General features: G+C 36.7%; 20 protein-coding genes. 12 read left to right on the forward strand and 8 right to left on the reverse strand.

The genetic code is table 11. From position 1 onward, the window contains the following. Nucleotides 1-18 precede the first annotated feature (18 nt). The 3 genes from SIB75_RS01520 to SIB75_RS01530 form a co-directional block, all read right to left on the reverse strand. The gene (locus SIB75_RS01520) at nt 19-1,413 is read right to left on the reverse strand and encodes a class II fumarate hydratase (RefSeq protein WP_413683683.1); all 1,395 of its coding nucleotides are present in this window, start codon (nt 1,411-1,413) and stop codon (nt 19-21) included. 126 nt (nt 1,414-1,539) lie between these two features. Next, entirely contained in the window at nt 1,540-2,835 is a 1,296-nt protein-coding gene (purB, locus tag SIB75_RS01525) for an adenylosuccinate lyase (RefSeq protein WP_413683684.1), read from the reverse strand. 43 nt (nt 2,836-2,878) lie between these two features. Next, nucleotides 2,879-3,139, reverse strand: coding sequence for a hypothetical protein (locus SIB75_RS01530; protein ID WP_413683685.1), 261 nt, complete (start codon nt 3,137-3,139; stop codon nt 2,879-2,881). Nucleotides 3,140-3,234: 95 nt separating this feature from the next. On the opposite strand from SIB75_RS01530, the gene SIB75_RS01535 reads away from it, so the two are divergent. Next, a complete protein-coding gene (locus SIB75_RS01535) occupies nt 3,235-4,029 on the forward strand; it encodes a TlyA family RNA methyltransferase (RefSeq protein ID WP_413683686.1) in 795 nt (264 codons plus the stop codon). Nucleotides 4,030-4,031: 2 nt separating this feature from the next. Here SIB75_RS01535 and SIB75_RS01540 read toward each other — a convergent pair whose 3' ends face one another. Both SIB75_RS01540 and SIB75_RS01545 read right to left on the reverse strand, forming a co-directional pair. Then, nucleotides 4,032-4,370: a P-II family nitrogen regulator gene (locus tag SIB75_RS01540; RefSeq protein WP_413683687.1), complete on the reverse strand. Its 339-nt coding sequence runs from the start codon at nt 4,368-4,370 to the stop codon at nt 4,032-4,034. 42 nt (nt 4,371-4,412) lie between these two features. Further along, nucleotides 4,413-4,640 (reverse strand): hypothetical protein, encoded by a 228-nt coding sequence (locus tag SIB75_RS01545; protein WP_413683688.1) that lies wholly within the window; start codon nt 4,638-4,640, stop codon nt 4,413-4,415. A gap of 181 nt (nt 4,641-4,821) precedes the next feature. Here SIB75_RS01545 and queF point away from each other — a divergent pair, with 181 nt between their 5' ends. Next, nucleotides 4,822-5,238 carry a preQ(1) synthase gene (gene queF, locus SIB75_RS01550; protein WP_413683689.1) on the forward strand — a complete coding sequence of 139 codons (417 nt, stop codon included), beginning with the start codon at nt 4,822-4,824 and terminating at the stop codon, nt 5,236-5,238. On the opposite strand, the gene SIB75_RS01555 is transcribed toward queF, so the two are convergent. From SIB75_RS01555 to SIB75_RS01565, 3 genes are read right to left on the reverse strand one after another with little or no spacing between them, the layout of a single operon-like run. Continuing rightward, a complete protein-coding gene (locus SIB75_RS01555; protein WP_413683690.1) occupies nt 5,227-6,507 on the reverse strand; it encodes a cytochrome c biogenesis protein ResB in 1,281 nt (426 codons plus the stop codon). The two genes, queF and SIB75_RS01555, sit on opposite strands and share 12 nt — an antisense overlap. A 5-nt stretch (nt 6,508-6,512) precedes the next feature. Next, a complete protein-coding gene (locus tag SIB75_RS01560; RefSeq protein ID WP_413683691.1) occupies nt 6,513-7,253 on the reverse strand; it encodes a cytochrome c biogenesis CcdA family protein in 741 nt (246 codons plus the stop codon). A 34-nt stretch (nt 7,254-7,287) separates the two neighbouring features. Continuing rightward, a complete protein-coding gene (locus SIB75_RS01565; RefSeq protein WP_413683692.1) occupies nt 7,288-8,505 on the reverse strand; it encodes an FtsW/RodA/SpoVE family cell cycle protein in 1,218 nt (405 codons plus the stop codon). Nucleotides 8,506-8,930: 425 nt separating this feature from the next. On the opposite strand from SIB75_RS01565, the gene SIB75_RS01570 reads away from it, so the two are divergent. The 10 genes from SIB75_RS01570 to SIB75_RS01615 all read left to right on the forward strand — a co-directional run bounded on the left by SIB75_RS01570 (nt 8,931) and on the right by SIB75_RS01615 (nt 16,156). Beyond that, a complete protein-coding gene (locus tag SIB75_RS01570; RefSeq protein ID WP_413683693.1) occupies nt 8,931-9,350 on the forward strand; it encodes an ATP synthase subunit I in 420 nt (139 codons plus the stop codon). A 75-nt stretch (nt 9,351-9,425) separates the two neighbouring features. Further along, a complete protein-coding gene (gene atpB, locus SIB75_RS01575) occupies nt 9,426-10,151 on the forward strand; it encodes a F0F1 ATP synthase subunit A (RefSeq protein WP_269606848.1) in 726 nt (241 codons plus the stop codon). A 168-nt stretch (nt 10,152-10,319) separates the two neighbouring features. Then, a complete protein-coding gene (gene atpE, locus SIB75_RS01580; RefSeq protein ID WP_011125758.1) occupies nt 10,320-10,568 on the forward strand; it encodes an ATP synthase F0 subunit C in 249 nt (82 codons plus the stop codon). A 127-nt stretch (nt 10,569-10,695) separates the two neighbouring features. After that, nucleotides 10,696-11,157, forward strand: coding sequence for a F0F1 ATP synthase subunit B' (locus tag SIB75_RS01585; protein ID WP_413683694.1), 462 nt, complete (start codon nt 10,696-10,698; stop codon nt 11,155-11,157). Then, nucleotides 11,154-11,666 (forward strand): F0F1 ATP synthase subunit B, encoded by a 513-nt coding sequence (locus tag SIB75_RS01590; protein WP_413683695.1) that lies wholly within the window; start codon nt 11,154-11,156, stop codon nt 11,664-11,666. The genes SIB75_RS01585 and SIB75_RS01590 overlap by 4 nt, the downstream gene beginning before the upstream one ends. After that, nucleotides 11,666-12,214, forward strand: coding sequence for an ATP synthase F1 subunit delta (gene atpH / locus SIB75_RS01595; protein ID WP_413683696.1), 549 nt, complete (start codon nt 11,666-11,668; stop codon nt 12,212-12,214). The genes SIB75_RS01590 and atpH overlap by 1 nt, the downstream gene beginning before the upstream one ends. A gap of 61 nt (nt 12,215-12,275) precedes the next feature. Next, entirely contained in the window at nt 12,276-13,790 is a 1,515-nt protein-coding gene (atpA, locus tag SIB75_RS01600) for a F0F1 ATP synthase subunit alpha (protein WP_413389140.1), read from the forward strand. A 32-nt stretch (nt 13,791-13,822) separates the two neighbouring features. Further along, entirely contained in the window at nt 13,823-14,773 is a 951-nt protein-coding gene (locus SIB75_RS01605; protein ID WP_413683697.1) for a F0F1 ATP synthase subunit gamma, read from the forward strand. A 53-nt stretch (nt 14,774-14,826) separates the two neighbouring features. After that, entirely contained in the window at nt 14,827-15,054 is a 228-nt protein-coding gene (locus tag SIB75_RS01610; protein ID WP_413683698.1) for a hypothetical protein, read from the forward strand. 7 nt (nt 15,055-15,061) lie between these two features. Next, nucleotides 15,062-16,156: a DUF3326 domain-containing protein gene (locus tag SIB75_RS01615; RefSeq protein ID WP_413683699.1), complete on the forward strand. Its 1,095-nt coding sequence runs from the start codon at nt 15,062-15,064 to the stop codon at nt 16,154-16,156. Nucleotides 16,157-16,161 lie beyond the last annotated feature (5 nt).

Here is a 16,161-nt window from a genome sequence, read left to right on the forward strand (position 1 = left end):
GATTAAAGATTTATTTTTTCAATCAGTCCCAATCATAAATTTTGGATTAATGAGATTATCAAATTCTTCTTGATCGATATAGTTTAGTTGACTTGAAGCTTCTCTTAGACTGAGATTCTTGTCATGTGCTAATTGAGCAATTTGACTTGCTTTTTCGTATCCGATCGATGGAGCTAATGCAGTGACCAACATCAAAGAATTATCTAGGGATTGTTTGATTTTTGTTTTATTGGGTTGAATACCCTCAATCATATTTTCTCTGCAACTTTTACATGCGGTTTGAATAAGATTAATACTTTTTAAAATGTTGTATCCAATTAGTGGCTTATAAACGTTCATTTGTAGATGTCCACCACTTCCTGCTATGGATACAGAGGCATCCATACCAATTATTTGTGTACATACCATTGCCATGGCTTCGCATTGAGTAGGATTGATTTTCCCAGGCATTATTGAGCTGCCAGGTTCATTGGCGGGTAGCTGTAGCTCTGATAATCCAGCTCTTGGCCCACAAGATAAAAGTCGAAGATCATTAACAATTTTGAGAAAAGTTACGGCTAATAATTTTAGTTGGGACATTATATTTACAAGACCATCATGACTAGCCATGATGGCAAACTTATTAGCTGCTGTTTGAAAGGGTAAATTTGTTTCTCTAGAGATATCAAGAGCAATGAGGTTGTCGAAATTTTTCGGAGCATTTATTCCTGTTCCAATAGCGGTTCCTCCCAGTGGAAGTGAATAAAGTTCTTCGAGGTTGATTTCAATGCGTCCTAATGCAGTTTCTAACTGACTTGACCAAGCAGAGACTTCTTGCCCAAGAGTAAGGGGTACTGCATCTTGAAGATGTGTTCGTCCTATTTTTATAAGATCCTTCCATTCATGACTTTTTTGATGAAATAAATCAATGAGCTTTTTTAATTCGGGTATTAAGGTCTTTTTCAAATTAATTATTGTGGCTATCTGTATAGCTGCTGGGAAAACGTCATTAGTAGATTGAGAGCGATTGACATGATCATTGGGATGTAGTGGGTTATGACTACCTAAAGGATTATTTAAACGCTTTGAAGCTATATTGCTTATTACCTCATTTACGTTCATATTTGTTTGGGTTCCACTGCCTGTTTGCCAGACTTTCAAAGGAAATTGATCATCATATTTACCTTTAATAATTTCTGAACTTGCTTCAATGATAAATTGTGCGATTTCTTTATCTATTAGACCTAAATGATTGTTTACTCGGGCTGCAGAGGCTTTTATTTGGGCAATTGCATGAATAATCTCAAGAGGTACAACCTCATCACCAATATCAAAATTTAATATTGATCTTTGGGTTTGAGCTCCCCATAGAGCATCTTCTGGAACAGAAATTGAACCTAGACTATCTTTCTCAAGCCTTTTCATATTAGACATTGATCTTAGTATCAAAATTTAAAGTTACCTAGGGAATAATGATTATAGCTATGGATTTTAGTTAAATCTATTGCTATACCCTTTTGATATTCTACTGACTAATATTAATTGATTCAGCTTCTGTAGTTATATACAAAGTCTATCCCAAATAACCTTCAAATTTGATTGATGTAATTCAGTTGAAAAGCATTCAGAAAGTTGATCTAGTGAGAGACTTTTCATTACCTCTGGATCATTCTCAAGGTTTTTTTGGAAATTGCCTTCAGGTTGATTCCATGCTGCATGAGCATGTTTTTGTACTAATCGATAAGAATCTTCGCGACTCATCCCATTCTCAACTAAAGCCAAAAGAACTCTTTGACTAAAGACTACTCCACCATAAATATTTAAATTATTCAGCATATTATTCGGATAAACGCCAAGCCCTTTAATTATCGCCGTCATTTCAGTGATCATAAAATGAAGAGTAATAGACGTGTCTGGGAGCATTAATCTTTCATTGGAACTGTGGCTAATATCTCTTTCATGCCATAGAGCTACATTTTCGAGGGCTGCAATCACATAACTTCTTAAAACTCTTGATAGACCGCTTACTCTTTCACTGCGTATAGGATTTCTTTTATGAGGCATGGCAGAGCTACCTTTTTGACCTTTGGCAAAGTTTTCCTCTACCTCAAGGACATCTGTTCTTTGAAGGTTTCTAATTTCTGTAGAAAAACGATCCAATGAAGATCCAATTAAAGCAAGAATCTGAACATAATTAGCATGCCTATCTCTTGAGATAACTTGAGTACTAGCTGTATCAACCTCAAGCTCCAGAAGTTCGCAAGTTATTCTTTCTATTTCTGGATTGGTGTTTGCATATGTTCCCATGGCACCGCTAATTTGCCCAACGGCTATATCTTTTTCGAGACTGTTTAGCCTGTCTTTGTTCCTCAGAGTTTCGGCTAGCCATCCTGCAAGCTTGAACCCAAAAGTAATTGGTTCTCCATGAATCGCATGAGAACGACCAATCATTACGGTGCTCTTATGCTGTCTTGCTAGATCTCTAATAGCTTCTTCAAGTAATAAAAGCTCTTTTTTTAAAAGTTTTACTGATGACTTTAATTGAAGTGCTAGCCCTGTATCGAGGACATCGCTACTTGTCATACCAACATGTATGTATCGACCTGCATCTCCAACATATTCATTCACATTTGTTAGAAAAGCAATTACGTCATGTCGAACTTCGGCTTCTATTTCGAGTATGCGTTCGGGTGTGAAATTCGCCTGTGATCGAATAGTTTCCATTGCATTAAGAGGGATTTTCCCTAATTTGCAATTGGCCTCACATGCGGCTATTTCAACATCAAGCCAAGTTTGGTATTTGGCTTGTTCAGACCAAATATTTCCCATCTCTGGGTTTGTGTAACGCTCAATCAAAGTGCTACAAAGTTAAAGGTTACTTTAATTTAGGTCGTCAAGGTCAAGCTGACTTGAGTCTATTGTGTTCAACTTCCCAATGCACATATCTTCCCCAAGCCTGCTGTCTTACCCTGCACCTCCCTCCTTTGCAATCAATTACTTGGAAGGGCGGCAAATCGTTAGGTTGATTCGCAAATTTTGCAAAACTTCCTGGAGGCAAAAGTTCAAGCACTTCTCCATTTTGCTGTTTTGGTGTTAGATGAAAATGACCATGGCTAGATAGCTCATTTTCATTTGTGGGATGCCTGAGCTTTTTAGACAAAACCTTTGGTCAATTGATTAGATTCTCTATTGAAAATGAGAATTATTTCGACTTCTGCGGTTTTTGTTCCGTTTCCTGTTTGTTTTTGTAAACAAATGACTAAAAAATCGCGATTAGATCTTCACTTGCTGACCAAAGGATTAGTTAAATCTCGTCAAGAAGCACAGAAGCTCATTAGGGCTGGCAAGGTTAAAACGATCAATGGACAAATCCTTGATAAGCCAGGGCAAGAAGTTTTAAAAGATCTTGAGATAGAAGTTACGCAGCCTTTGAAGTATGTATCACGTGGAGGTGAAAAGTTGGCTGCAGCGTTTAATCAATTTCCTCTTGTTATTAAAAATCGAGTATGTTTAGATGCTGGGATTTCAACTGGTGGTTTTACAGATTGTCTTTTGCAATTAGGTGCAGCAAAGGTTTATGGAATTGATGTTGGTTATGGCCAAACTGCATGGACTATTAGAAATGATCCAAGAGTTGTTCTTTTAGAACGCACTAATATTAGACATTTAACTCCTGAAAAATTATTTAATGATGGAGACCCAATACCAGACTTTGCAGTGGCTGACTTGTCTTTTATCTCTCTGAAAATTGTTTTGCCAAGTTTTAAATCTCTTCTTTGCAATGTCAGGTCTGAATTACTTGTATTAGTGAAACCTCAATTTGAGGTTGGTAAAGACAAAGTTGGTAAGGGTGGAGTCGTTCGTGATCATTCTTTGCATCTTGAGGCAATAGAAGGAGTAGTTAACGAATCTGAAAAATATGGTTGGTATCCAAAAGGATTAATTGCATCACCTTTAAAGGGACCTGCTGGTAATCAAGAATATTTGCTGTGGATGGACGATAAATCTAAAGGAAATGAAGATATCAAAAATTTGATAAATTTTTTGTGAGTTTACAGAGCGGTTTCATTTTGATCACCTGTTCTGATTCGAACCACAGAATCAATAGGAGTTAAGAAAATCTTTCCATCTCCAATCTCTCCAGTCTTTGCTGCATCAGCAATAGCTTTTAAAACAACATCAACTTTTTCTTCTGGAACAACAACTTCAATTTTTAGTTTTTGAAGAAACTCAACGGTAAACTCGGAGCCTCTATATCTCTCAACCTGTCCTTTTTGTCGACCAAATCCTCTGACTTCGCTTACTGTCATACCAACTATACCTGCATTCACTAAGGCAATCTTTACATCTTCAAGTTTAAACGGGCGTATTATTGCTTCTATCTTTTTCATATGGCTTCAGAGAGAACTAATGTAATTTTAGATAATATTTGATCAAATTTTGTCTATTTGACTTAGAGAATTTATGAAATTTACATTTAGTCCAGCATTTGTTGCATCTTTACAGAGCATTTGAGCATCTTTGGTAGGAATTATTACGAGCCCATTACTGATTAATTCCCAATGTTGTGATTCAAAATGAGTTTGTAGCCAAAGGATTCCATGAACAGTTTTCGGTTCTAATTGAGTTCCATTTCTCTTATCTGAAAGACTGATGTCCATACAAAACTTTGTTGTTAGATCTATTAAGGGGGATAGCGTGGATTGGTTTTGTACGCGTTGATACAAATCAGCTTTTCCCCATCATTTTGATACTTTTTGATTAAAAGAATTTATTTGAGGGTTGAACTTTTAAACAAGTTTTTAAGTAGTGTGTGATTCTAATTACCATCAATATGTTTCTATGAGCGAAGAAGACACCAAAGAGGAGATTTTGTATGGGGAAAGAGAAATAGCCTCTGGGGGCTTGATTTGTTTCCCTAATCCAAATAGGGAAAGAGACTATGAAATCTCAATAGATTTCCCTGAATTTACATGTAAGTGTCCTTTCTCTGGTTATCCTGATTTCGCAACTTTGAGAATTGTTTATCAACCAAATAAAAAGGTTATTGAATTAAAAGCTATTAAACTTTATTTAAATAGTTTTCGTGAAAAGAGGATATCCCATGAAGAAGTTACAAATAAAATAATAGATGATTTCGTTGAAGTTTCTGAGCCTAAGTGGATGCAATTAGAAGCTGATTTTAATCCTAGAGGAAATGTTCACACTATTATTAGAGTATGTCATGGGAAAAGAAATAGTTTAGAGCTAATTATTTAGTAAAGTAATAAATTTAGGCAATTCTTTCGAGAGACCAGAAAGATTTCTATTACTTAAGCAACCTATATAAATAAGAGATTTTTCCTTTTCATGTAATACCCAAATCTTCTTAGTAGAAATTATACTTAGTGAACCACCAATTAATATTATAGCGAAACTGCTATATACCATAGGTACTCCTGGGTCACGTTTTAAAAGTAATCCACTGCTTGGAATTATATTGATTAATTTAATAGAAGTATTTTTTACTTTTGCTTCCTTATTTATGCTCAGGCTTGTAAGACTTCTACCATCATTATCAAAAATCGTTACTGGTCCTAATTCACTCGTCACTGTTAATAGAATTTGGTTTTCTCCTCCAATCTTTGTAGGTATAATAGTTCCCCAAACTTGTTCCCCTAACTCAGGAATAGGTTTTATTGGAATTTGTAATTTGGGACTACTATCAATTTGAATAGTTATTGCTGATAAAGACCATTCGGCTTGATATAATGTTAATCCTTTGTACCTTAATGGATAATTAACACTAATCTCTTTCTCTTCATCATTGCCATTAGGTTCAATAACTTTTACTATCGATCTATACTGCTCAGCCCTTCCTTGAGGGTCTCTTTCAATCTGAAACTTTTGTAATTTAATAGTTAATTCTTTCTCTTCATTATTGTTTAATAAATCTATTGATCTTCCAGGGGCTAGGAACCTTTCTATGGTTTTCCCATTTAATGATCCGTAAGTTGCCCCTATCATTAATAGGATCATACCTAGATGAATTAATATAGGTCCTAACCTACCAATTACACCTTTTCGAGCAGCTATTCTACCTTCCCTCTCTTTGACATCCCAACCTTGCTTCTTTAAATTAATTGAAAAATTTTCTAAGCTTTTAGAAGGATTATTAGATTGAATTGTTTGAGCTATGGAAAGCTTTGCTATTTGACGAGGTGATTTATAATCGATCCAGCTTAATGCTGATTTAAGTATAGGTAATTGTCGTCTAAAACTACAAACGGCAAGAGCCAAACCAAGCCAGGTAAGTAGCAACAAAAACCAAAAACTTGTATAAATATGATTCAATTCAAAAAGTATTAATATATTTCCGTTGATCAGACCAAAAAGAGGATTATTATTGAAACTATCATAATAGAATTGATTTGATTCTTGTTGAGGGATCAAAGTTCCCGCCGCACAAGAAATTGCTATTAATAATAATAGTAATATCGCAATCTTTAAGCTAGAAAGCCAGTTTAAAACTTGGCTAATTTTCTTCATCTAGTTTATATCCAAATAGAAAGAAGGCTTATAAGACCTACGCTTAATAAAATCACCCCACTAATTGGTGGAACCCATTTCCCAATAGGTCTTAATGATAATAATTTTGGAATGCTCGCTGCAAAAGTACCTGCAATAAATAAAGGAACAATTTGCCCAATTGCAAAGCTAGCAAGAAAAATTGTGCCACTAAGTGGATTGCCTTGTTTCGCAACCCAGGCGAGAAGAACAGCTAGGACCGGAGTAGTACAGGGCGAGGAGGCTAATCCAAAAGCTAAACCTGCTGAAACTGATGCGAAAGAAGGCGGGACTTTGCTTGTCCAAATCTCAGGGTCAGGACCAGATGGAAGTGAGAATTTTAAAAGCCCAAGAAGATTAAGACCCATAACTATTGCTAAAAGACTAATAAATAATGAAAAGAAACCAGGTAATTGGCCATAAATTTTTCCTAAAAAACCGCTTAGACTTCCTAATATCACAAGTGATATAACTATTCCTCCGCAGAAACTAATAGTTTTTTGTAAAGGTTTTTGCTTGTTTTTAAATCCAGCTAAATATGCAACTGTTATTGGTAAAAGTGATAATGAGCAGGGTCCTAAACTAGTCAAAAGTCCTCCAGCGAAGACTATCAATATTGCTAAAGGGGTTGGATCGTTTAAACCATTATTAATTATCTGCTCGCCATGACGAGTCAAATCAGAGAAAATTAAACTTATAGAAGAAATGCTCAAAAAAAGATTTACCACAACAAGTTCCTCCTCCAGATTATCTATTTAAAAGTCAATTAGAGGAATTTTTAACTAATAAATCTGAAGATTCAATAGAGCATCTGACCAATAAGGCAGCTATTAGTAAGCTTGAAATTAACGAGTTTCCACCATAACTGATCAAAGGGAACGGTAGACCAGTCGTAGGCATTGCGCCTGAAGAGACCGCAATGTGCATAATTGATTGGCCTACAAGAATAGTTCCTGATCCAATAGAGATTAGTTTAGAATAATTATTCCTGCAATTTAGTGATATTTTAAGAGTTAAATATGCAACTACCAGTAGAAATGATAAAAGTAAAATAGATCCAAAAAACCCAAATTCCTCAGCAAAAACAGCAAATATAAAATCAGTACTTCTGTATGGTAGATATTGTAATTTTTGCATTGATAGACCATATCCTTCTCCAAACAACCCACCCGAACCAATAGCATAAAGACTCTGAATTAATTGATAGCCACTTTCTTGAGGGTCTTTCCAAGGGTTAATAAATGATAATATTCGACTTTGTTGATAAGTATTAAAAAAAATACTTATTGAACCAACAGTCAAACCAGATAAAGCAGTTTTTAAAAGATGTCGGAAATTAATACCAGCTGCTAAGGCAATCATCCAAAGTAATATGCCTGTTAATGCAGCGGTGCTTAAATTGGGCTGTTTTATAATTAATAAAATAATGGAAGCAAAAATAGTTAACCAAAAAAGTTTTTTTTCTGAATTTATTCTTTCCCATTGACCAAAAAGTTTTGCGCTTTGAAGAATAATAAAAGGTTTAATTAATTCCGATGGTTGAACTTGGATTGGGCCGATAATCAACCATCGAGTAGATCCATTAACAGTACTACCGAAAAAACTTGTTGAGGCAATCAGCAGCATGCCTATCAAAAGGAAAGGACCTGAGAGCCTAAGCCAGTTTTTTAGTTGGATATTGATTGCCAGATAAAAAATGCTCCAACTAGCTAACAGCCAGATTATTTGTCTTTTTATGTAATAAGAACCTTCACCCATCTCTCTAGTGGCTACCCACCAACTAGCGGATCCAAGTATGAAAATTCCTGAAATGCTCCAAAAGGCGATTAATCCCATTATTAATCGTCCCTCCTTTGGCCAAAAAGGCCAAGGCAATGGAAGAATCTTTTTGTTTATTAAATTACTCAGATAATCTTTTGATTCGCGAGCATTTCCCTTTTTGGATTCAAATAGAATTTTTTTATTAGAAATATTACTCAAAGGATCTTTTGCTTATATACCATTGAGCCGTCAAAATCCTATTTTGCCAAGTCTTTAAACTTGAATTGATTTACTTTTTTATGGAATCCCACAAAATTTAAGAAGTTTTCATGTGTTGAATTTGATTGTTTATTTTATTGTTAAGATCAAAAAAAATAGATCAATAACTAATTATTTAATTTTATATCATCAGTATTAAATCTTTAAAGAAATTATAGATTGATTTAGATTGGATAACTAAAACTCTTCTTAATTTTTTTTCACTATTTGTTAAATTAACAAACTTTTCAATTTATTCGTGAAATTTTTTTTGTTTTGATGCAAGTCTCGTGATAGATTCCCCGGGCCTTTGCAGAGAGCTTAGGTGTCTTGTTTGCAAAACAACTTCTCAATATCACTAAGTAACTCCCAAAGGAGGAATTTTTGTGGCATCTGAGACCGTTGATAGTTGCTCAAGTCAGGATCCTATTCTGGATATTGATTCATCGGACTCATCCTCCGGAGTCAAATTAGACGAATATCTTGAACTTCAATTTCGAGTATTCCGTCTTGCCTTCTTATTGACTATTTTTTCTGTTGGCATAGCTGGTTTCTTTTGGGGAATCCAGGTTAGTGCAAGCCTATTTATTGGTGCTTTATCAGGAATTTTTTATTTTCGCTTGCTTGCTCGCGGAGTTGGAAGATTAGGTACTTCATCAAAAATCGTCGGTAAAGTCCAGTTGTTAGTTCCGGTTCTTTTGGTTTTGGTATCTTCTAGATTTCCTCAACTCGATTTGATTCCGGCTTTATTAGGATTTTTGCTTTATAAACCAGCGTTAATTATTCAGTTTCTATCAATGCCGTAAGTGCTTTTTAGAAATCAAATTTTTAAGTTTTGTTTGTTTGGCCTTTATTTTCTACGCAACCTAACTTCCAGATAAATGGGTTTTTTACCATTTGTTTTTCCTTTAGCTGAATTAGAGGTGGGTCAACACCTCTATTGGCAAATTGGAAATTTTAGAATTCACGGCCAGGTTTTTATGACTTCATGGCTCCTTATAGGCGCTTTGCTTGCCTTAGTAGTCATTGGAACAAAAAAAATGGAACGTGATCCAAAAGGGGTGCAAAACCTTTTGGAATTTCTATGGGATTACATACGTGATCTCGCTAGAACACAAATTGGTGAAAAGGTTTATAGAGATTGGATGCCTTTCATCGGAACCCTCTTTCTGTTCATATTTGTGAGCAACTGGGGCGGAGCATTAGTTCCATGGAAGCTGATTGAACTACCAAGTGGTGAACTTGGGGCTCCTACAGCTGACATAAACACGACTGTTGCTTTAGCACTACTGGTGTCTCTCTCATATTTCTATGCGGGGTTGAGCAATAAAGGTTTGCGTTACTTCGAGTATTACGTTCACCCAACGCCAATAATGCTCCCATTCAAAATTGTTGAAGACTTTACAAAGCCTCTCTCACTTTCATTCCGTTTATTTGGAAATATCCTGGCTGATGAACTTGTTGTAGCTGTACTTGTTTTTCTTGTACCTCTCGTTCTTCCAGTTCCAGTTATGTTTCTAGGCTTGTTTACTAGTGCTATTCAGGCTCTGATTTTTGCAACTCTTGCTGCTTATTACATCGGGGAAGCAGTTGAAGAGCATCATTAATCATAATTTTTTGCTACTGAATTAACTTTTCAATGGCAAATTACTTGCTTTGAGGCCTGAAATTCTTTCAGTATCATCTCAAGAATTATGAGATGCACCCCTCGCAGGTATAAACTCCCGTTCACAACTCTATAAGCGTTTAAAGCGCTACACATCTTTAGCAGAATTATGGATTCCATTACCACCGCCGCATCAGTTGTTGCAGCTGGTTTAGCTGTAGGCCTTGGCGCAATAGGCCCTGGTATCGGTCAGGGTAGTGCTGCACAAGGCGCAGTAGAGGGCATAGCCCGTCAACCTGAAGCTGAGGGAAAAATTAGAGGTACTTTGCTTCTTTCTTTCGCTTTCATGGAATCACTTACCATTTATGGCCTTGTGGTTGCATTGGTGCTTCTCTTCGCCAACCCTTTTGCTGGTTGAATATTTCAAACAGGGCTGATTTTTGTAAATCAATCAATTTGATTAACTTTCAGCCCAATATTTGAAATTCTTTAGCAAATTTCAATTGCCGTTTTGCGGCTCGCTTAAATTCTTGCAACCCTAGCTAATGCCAACTTTGTTTTTGTTTGGTGCCTCTGAGGGAGGTCTGTTTGATTTCGATGCAACTCTTCCGCTAATGGCGGTTCAGGTTGTATTACTTACTTTCATTCTTAATGCTCTTTTCTTCAAACCTGTCGGACGGGTAGTTGAAGAAAGAGAGGATTATGTAAATACAAGTCGGGCAGAAGCAAAGAAAAAAATCGCTGAGGTTGAACGCTTAGAGATTGAACTTAAAGATCAGCTCAAAGAAGCTCGTCTTGAAGCTCAAAAGGTAATACTTGAGGCAGAGCAAGATTCTGAGAATCTTTATAAAGAAGCTCTTGCTCTTGCCACTTCAGATGCAAATGCGTCGAGAGAGAAAGCTAGGCGAGAGATTGATTCACAAAGAGATGACGCTCTTAATCAACTCAAAAGCGAAGCTGATAATCTTGGTGATTTGATTGTTGAAAGACTCTTGGCAAAAAAATGACTTTTTTAATTTTCGCTTCCGAAGGCTTTGGCCTTAATTTAAATATTTTTGAGACCAACATTATCAACTTAGCTGTTGTTGTTTTTGGTCTCTATAAGTTCTTGCCTGGTTTTTTAGGAAAAATTCTTGAAAGGCGAAGAACCTCAATCCTTTCAGACTTGAAAGAAGCAGAAGAGCGTTTAGCCCAAGCAAAAGATTCTTTTTCAAAAGCAAAAGATGAACTTGCCTCTGCGAAGGAAAAAGCAGACAAAATCAGAAATGATTGTAAAGCGAGAGCAGAAGCAATTCGTCTAGATAGCGAAAAAAGGACTGTTGAGGAAATGGCAAGAATAAAGCAGGGTGCTGCATCCGACTTAAATGCTGAAGCTGCAAGAGTGACTTCTCAATTAAGAAAAGAGGCTGCAGAACTTGCTATTGAAAAAGCATTAGCAATTCTTCCTGAAAAGTTAGATTCCAATACTCAAGATAATTTTCTCAAACAATCAATTAAAAATATTGGAGACAACTGATGCCACTACTTAATACTATTACTACTCCATATGCCGAAGCGTTCCTTCAAGTCGCTGAAAGCCGAAACGAAGTCGATGAAGTGGTTACTCAAGCTAAATCTATTTTAGAAATTTGGAATACTTGTCCAGAATTTAGTGATGCGATGTCATCGCCAGTATTAGAGGTTAATCAAAAGAAAGCAGCTTTAGAGAAGCTTTTCTCTAGTCAGGTCACTCCCTCTTTCTTGAACTTGCTAAAGCTTTTGGCAGATAGGCAGAGAATTGGATTGTTGAATTCCGTTCTTGAAAGATTATTGGAAATTTATCGAGAACAAAGAAATATTGCTCTAGCAACAATTACTTCAGCCTCAGCTCTAGATGAAGATCAACAATCTGAGCTACTTAAGAAAGTACAATCTATAGCTGGTACAGATAATTTGGAAATCGATCTCAAAGTCGATTCCGAATTGCTTGGTGGCTTTGTGGTCAATGTTGGATCAAAGGTCATTGATGCCAGCATTGCAGGGCAAGTCAGGCGACTTGGTCTTGCTTTGGCCAAGGTCAGCTGATTCTCTACTGACTTTCTATTCTTCTCTCTCCCTTTCATCTTCCCCAACTTAAGTTAATCCCATGGTTTCTATACGTCCCGACGAGATCAGTTCAATCCTTAAACAGCAGATTGCTGATTACGATAAGTCAGTATCAGTAAGCAATGTAGGTACTGTTTTACAAATTGGTGATGGTATCGCAAGAGTTTATGGCCTTGAGCAGGTTATGGCAGGCGAACTAGTTGAATTTGAAGATGGAACTGAAGGGATTGCCTTAAACCTTGAGGATGACAATGTTGGTGTCGTCTTGATGGGTGAAGCTTTAGGTGTACAAGAGGGGAGCACCGTTAAAGCAACTGGAAAGATTGCTTCAGTCCCAGTTGGTGAGGCAATGCTTGGAAGGGTTGTTAATCCTCTTGGGCAGCAAATTGATGGGAAAGGAGAGATGGCTACAACTGATTCACGATTAATTGAGTCAATAGCTCCTGGAATTATCAAAAGAAAGTCAGTACATGAGCCTATGCAAACTGGCATCACATCTATTGATGCGATGATCCCTATTGGGAGAGGTCAAAGGGAGTTGATCATTGGAGATCGTCAAACAGGTAAAACTGCAATAGCAATTGATACAATTATCAACCAAAAAGGTCAAGATGTTGTTTGTGTTTATGTAGCGGTTGGTCAAAAGCAAGCATCGGTGGCAAATGTAGTTGAAGTTCTTAAAGAAAAAGGAGCTTTGGATTATACGATTATTGTTAATGCAGGAGCATCTGAAGCTGCAGCTTTGCAATATTTAGCTCCATACACAGGCGCAGCGATTGCTGAGCATTTTATGTATCAAGGTAAGGCAACACTAGTTATTTATGACGACTTAACCAAGCAAGCTCAGGCTTACAGACAAATGTCATTACTTTTACGTCGTCCACCAGGTCGTGAAGCATATCCAGGAGATGTTTTTTATTGCCACAGTCGCTTACTTGAGAGAGCTGCAAAACTTTCTGATGCTATGGGTGCAGGATCAATGACCTCCTTGCCTATTATTGAAACGCAGGCTGGTGACGTTTCTGCGTATATTCCAACCAATGTTATTTCAATTACTGATGGTCAGATTTTCTTGAGCTCAGATTTATTCAACTCTGGATTAAGACCTGCAATTAATGTTGGTATATCAGTTAGTCGAGTAGGAGGAGCTGCACAAACTAAAGCCATTAAGAAAATTGCAGGTACGTTAAAACTTGAACTAGCTCAGTTTGATGAACTCGCGGCATTCTCTCAATTTGCATCAGATCTTGATGAGGCTACGCAAAAGCAATTAGGTAGAGGAAAAAGGCTAAGAGAACTTCTTAAGCAACCTCAATTTGATCCTCTGAATTTAGCTGAACAAGTAGCTATTGTTTATGCAGGCGTCAAAGGGTTGATTGACGAGGTGCCTGAGGAGGATGTGACTAAGTTTGCTCGTGAATTGCGTGATTATTTAAAAACTAATAAGGCTGACTTCATTAAAAGTGTTCTCTCCGAAAAAGTCTTAAGTGAATCATCTGAATCAATGCTTAAAGATGCTATTAGCGAGGTTAAATCCTCCATGCTTGCGGCTTGAATACTAAGGCTATCTAATAGAGACAATTACCTATGGCTAATCTTAAGGACATAAGAGACAGAATTGTATCTGTCAAAAACACCAGGAAGATCACAGAAGCAATGAGACTCGTTGCTGCTGCGAAGGTTCGGAGAGCACAGGATCAAGTTCTGCGGAGTAGACCTTTTGCTGATCGATTGGCAAGGGTTTTAGAAAATATACAATCACGAATGCAATTTGAAGCGGCTGACTCTCCATTACTCAATAGGCGTGAGGTTAAGACAATTACCCTCGTAGCCGTAACTGGAGATAGAGGGTTATGTGGGGGATACAATGCAAATATTATCAAACGAACCGAAAAACGCTATGCAGAATTAAAGGGTCAAGGATATAGCCCTGATCTGGTCTTGATTGGTAAGAAATCAATAGGTTATTTTGAAAATAGATCTAGTATATACAAGATAAGAGCAACTTTCAAAGAATTAGAGCAAGTTCCGACTTCTGAGGACGCTGCCTCTATAACTAGTGAAGTATTAGCAGAATTCCTCTCTGAAAGTACTGACCGAGTAGAGGTTATCTTTACTAAGTTTGTAAGTTTGGTTAGTTGTAATCCAACAATACAAACTCTTTTACCTTTAGACCCTCAAGGAATTGCAGATTCAGAGGATGAAATTTTTAGATTAACTACAAAAGATAGCCAATTAATTATTGAGAAAGATTCTGCTCCTTCTAATGAAGAGCCGAAATTACCATCGGATATTGTTTTTGAACAAAGCCCTGATCAACTTTTGAATTCTCTTTTACCTCTTTATTTACAGAATCAATTACTTCGTGCATTACAGGAATCTGCTGCATCAGAGTTGGCGAGTAGAATGACTGCTATGAATAACGCTAGTGATAATGCGAAGGAATTGGCTAAAAATCTTACTATTGATTATAACAAAGCAAGACAAGCAGCAATTACGCAAGAAATTTTAGAAGTTGTGGGTGGCGCTGCTGCCTAGATTCTCATCTGGATTTAATCTTGCGAATTATCAAAGTATAAGTAATTAATAAAGTGAATCTTGAATTTATAGAATTAGACCTTGTCTGGCCTTCTGAATTAGGCATATTTGATCTGAAAGACTATATTTTGTCTGAGTTGAAGAAATATGGTGAACCACTTAGGTGGGCCATTACTTCAGTGACTACACATTCTGAAAAAAAAATTCAATTAATATCTCTTGAAGTTGTTTTGATTATTAATCAAGATAAGAGGAAAGGTATCAATTCTGAATTGAGTTGATTTCTTTATGTCAATTACTGATCCTTTACCAACATTATTGATTATTCCTACTGGCATAGGGTGCAGTGTAGGTGGATATGCAGGGGATGCAATCCCTGCTGCAAGATTACTGGCTTCTGCTAGTAAATGTTTAATAACTCATCCCAATGTTATGAATGGTGGATCTTTATATTGGCCAGAGACTTGTATCCAATATGTAGAAGGTTATAGTTTAAATCTTTTCGCCGCTGGAGAAGTGTTTCTTAAACCAGTAAGACAGCAAAAAGTAGGTTTGTTATTAGATGCTGGCTTAGAGTCTGATTTAAAGAAAAGACATTTACAAGTTGCTGATGGCTGTGTCGCAAGTTTGGGGTTAAATATTGGCCCTGTAATTACCACTGAAAGAGCCATACAAATTAATCTAAAAAAAGGTTTAAGTGGATCGAGTTGGGGGAATATTGAAGAACCAGATATTCTTTTAAGAACGGCTGAAAAACTTAAGAAAGCTGGTGCAACCGCTATTGCTGTAGTAACTCGCTTCCCTGATGATAGTGATGGATTAGAGACTAAACTTTATCGACAAGGTAATGGTGTAGATGCTATCGCGGGGGTCGAAGCAGTAATAAGTCATTTCCTTGTAAAACATTTATTAATTCCTTGTGCACATGCACCTGGATTAGCCCCCTTACCAATTGATTATGATTTAGATCCTCGAACTTCGGGAGAGGAGATAGGATATACATTTTTGCAAAGTGTTTTAGTTGGTCTTAGTCGTGCACCTGATCTGATCTGTAAGTCAGCTATGCAAACCAAAGAACATGCTTTATTAAGTAATACGGATTTAGGAGCCGTTGTTGTTCCACAGGGTGCATTAGGTGGTGAAGCAGTTTTATCTTGTATCGAAAGATATATTCCTTTGATAGTAGTTTCTAATCAAGGAGTATTAAATGTTAGCTCTACAAAGATGAGGCTAGATTGTTTAAGTGGTGAAATTAATAATAATATTTTGTACGCTGAAAATTATGTAGAGGCTGCAGGACTAATAACCGCTTTACGTCACGGGATTAATATTAAGTCTCTGCGAAGACCGATTGATTGCTTAAAGGAATTGAATGACGAATAAAAGTA

Origin of the sequence: Prochlorococcus sp. MIT 1011 (genome assembly GCF_047305235.1) — a bacterium.
Lineage (GTDB): Bacteria > Cyanobacteriota > Cyanobacteriia > PCC-6307 > Cyanobiaceae > Prochlorococcus_B.

Excerpts from the sequence above, each read along its gene's own strand:
- SIB75_RS01605 (WP_413683697.1), top strand. The coding sequence starts at position 13,823 with ATGGCTAATCTTAAGGACATAAGAGACAGAATTGTATCTGTCAAAAAC.
- atpA (WP_413389140.1), top strand. The coding sequence starts at position 12,276 with ATGGTTTCTATACGTCCCGACGAGATCAGTTCAATCCTTAAACAGCAG.
- atpB (WP_269606848.1), top strand. The coding sequence starts at position 9,426 with ATGGGTTTTTTACCATTTGTTTTTCCTTTAGCTGAATTAGAGGTGGGT.
- queF (WP_413683689.1), top strand. The coding sequence starts at position 4,822 with ATGAGCGAAGAAGACACCAAAGAGGAGATTTTGTATGGGGAAAGAGAA.
- SIB75_RS01520 (WP_413683683.1), bottom strand. The coding sequence starts at position 1,413 with ATGTCTAATATGAAAAGGCTTGAGAAAGATAGTCTAGGTTCAATTTCT.
- atpE (WP_011125758.1), top strand. The coding sequence starts at position 10,320 with ATGGATTCCATTACCACCGCCGCATCAGTTGTTGCAGCTGGTTTAGCT.
- SIB75_RS01555 (WP_413683690.1), bottom strand. The coding sequence starts at position 6,507 with ATGAAGAAAATTAGCCAAGTTTTAAACTGGCTTTCTAGCTTAAAGATT.
- SIB75_RS01590 (WP_413683695.1), top strand. The coding sequence starts at position 11,154 with ATGACTTTTTTAATTTTCGCTTCCGAAGGCTTTGGCCTTAATTTAAAT.
- SIB75_RS01535 (WP_413683686.1), top strand. The coding sequence starts at position 3,235 with ATGACTAAAAAATCGCGATTAGATCTTCACTTGCTGACCAAAGGATTA.
- SIB75_RS01615 (WP_413683699.1), top strand. The coding sequence starts at position 15,062 with ATGTCAATTACTGATCCTTTACCAACATTATTGATTATTCCTACTGGC.
- atpH (WP_413683696.1), top strand. The coding sequence starts at position 11,666 with ATGCCACTACTTAATACTATTACTACTCCATATGCCGAAGCGTTCCTT.
- SIB75_RS01545 (WP_413683688.1), bottom strand. The coding sequence starts at position 4,640 with ATGGACATCAGTCTTTCAGATAAGAGAAATGGAACTCAATTAGAACCG.
- SIB75_RS01540 (WP_413683687.1), bottom strand. The coding sequence starts at position 4,370 with ATGAAAAAGATAGAAGCAATAATACGCCCGTTTAAACTTGAAGATGTA.
- SIB75_RS01585 (WP_413683694.1), top strand. The coding sequence starts at position 10,696 with ATGCCAACTTTGTTTTTGTTTGGTGCCTCTGAGGGAGGTCTGTTTGAT.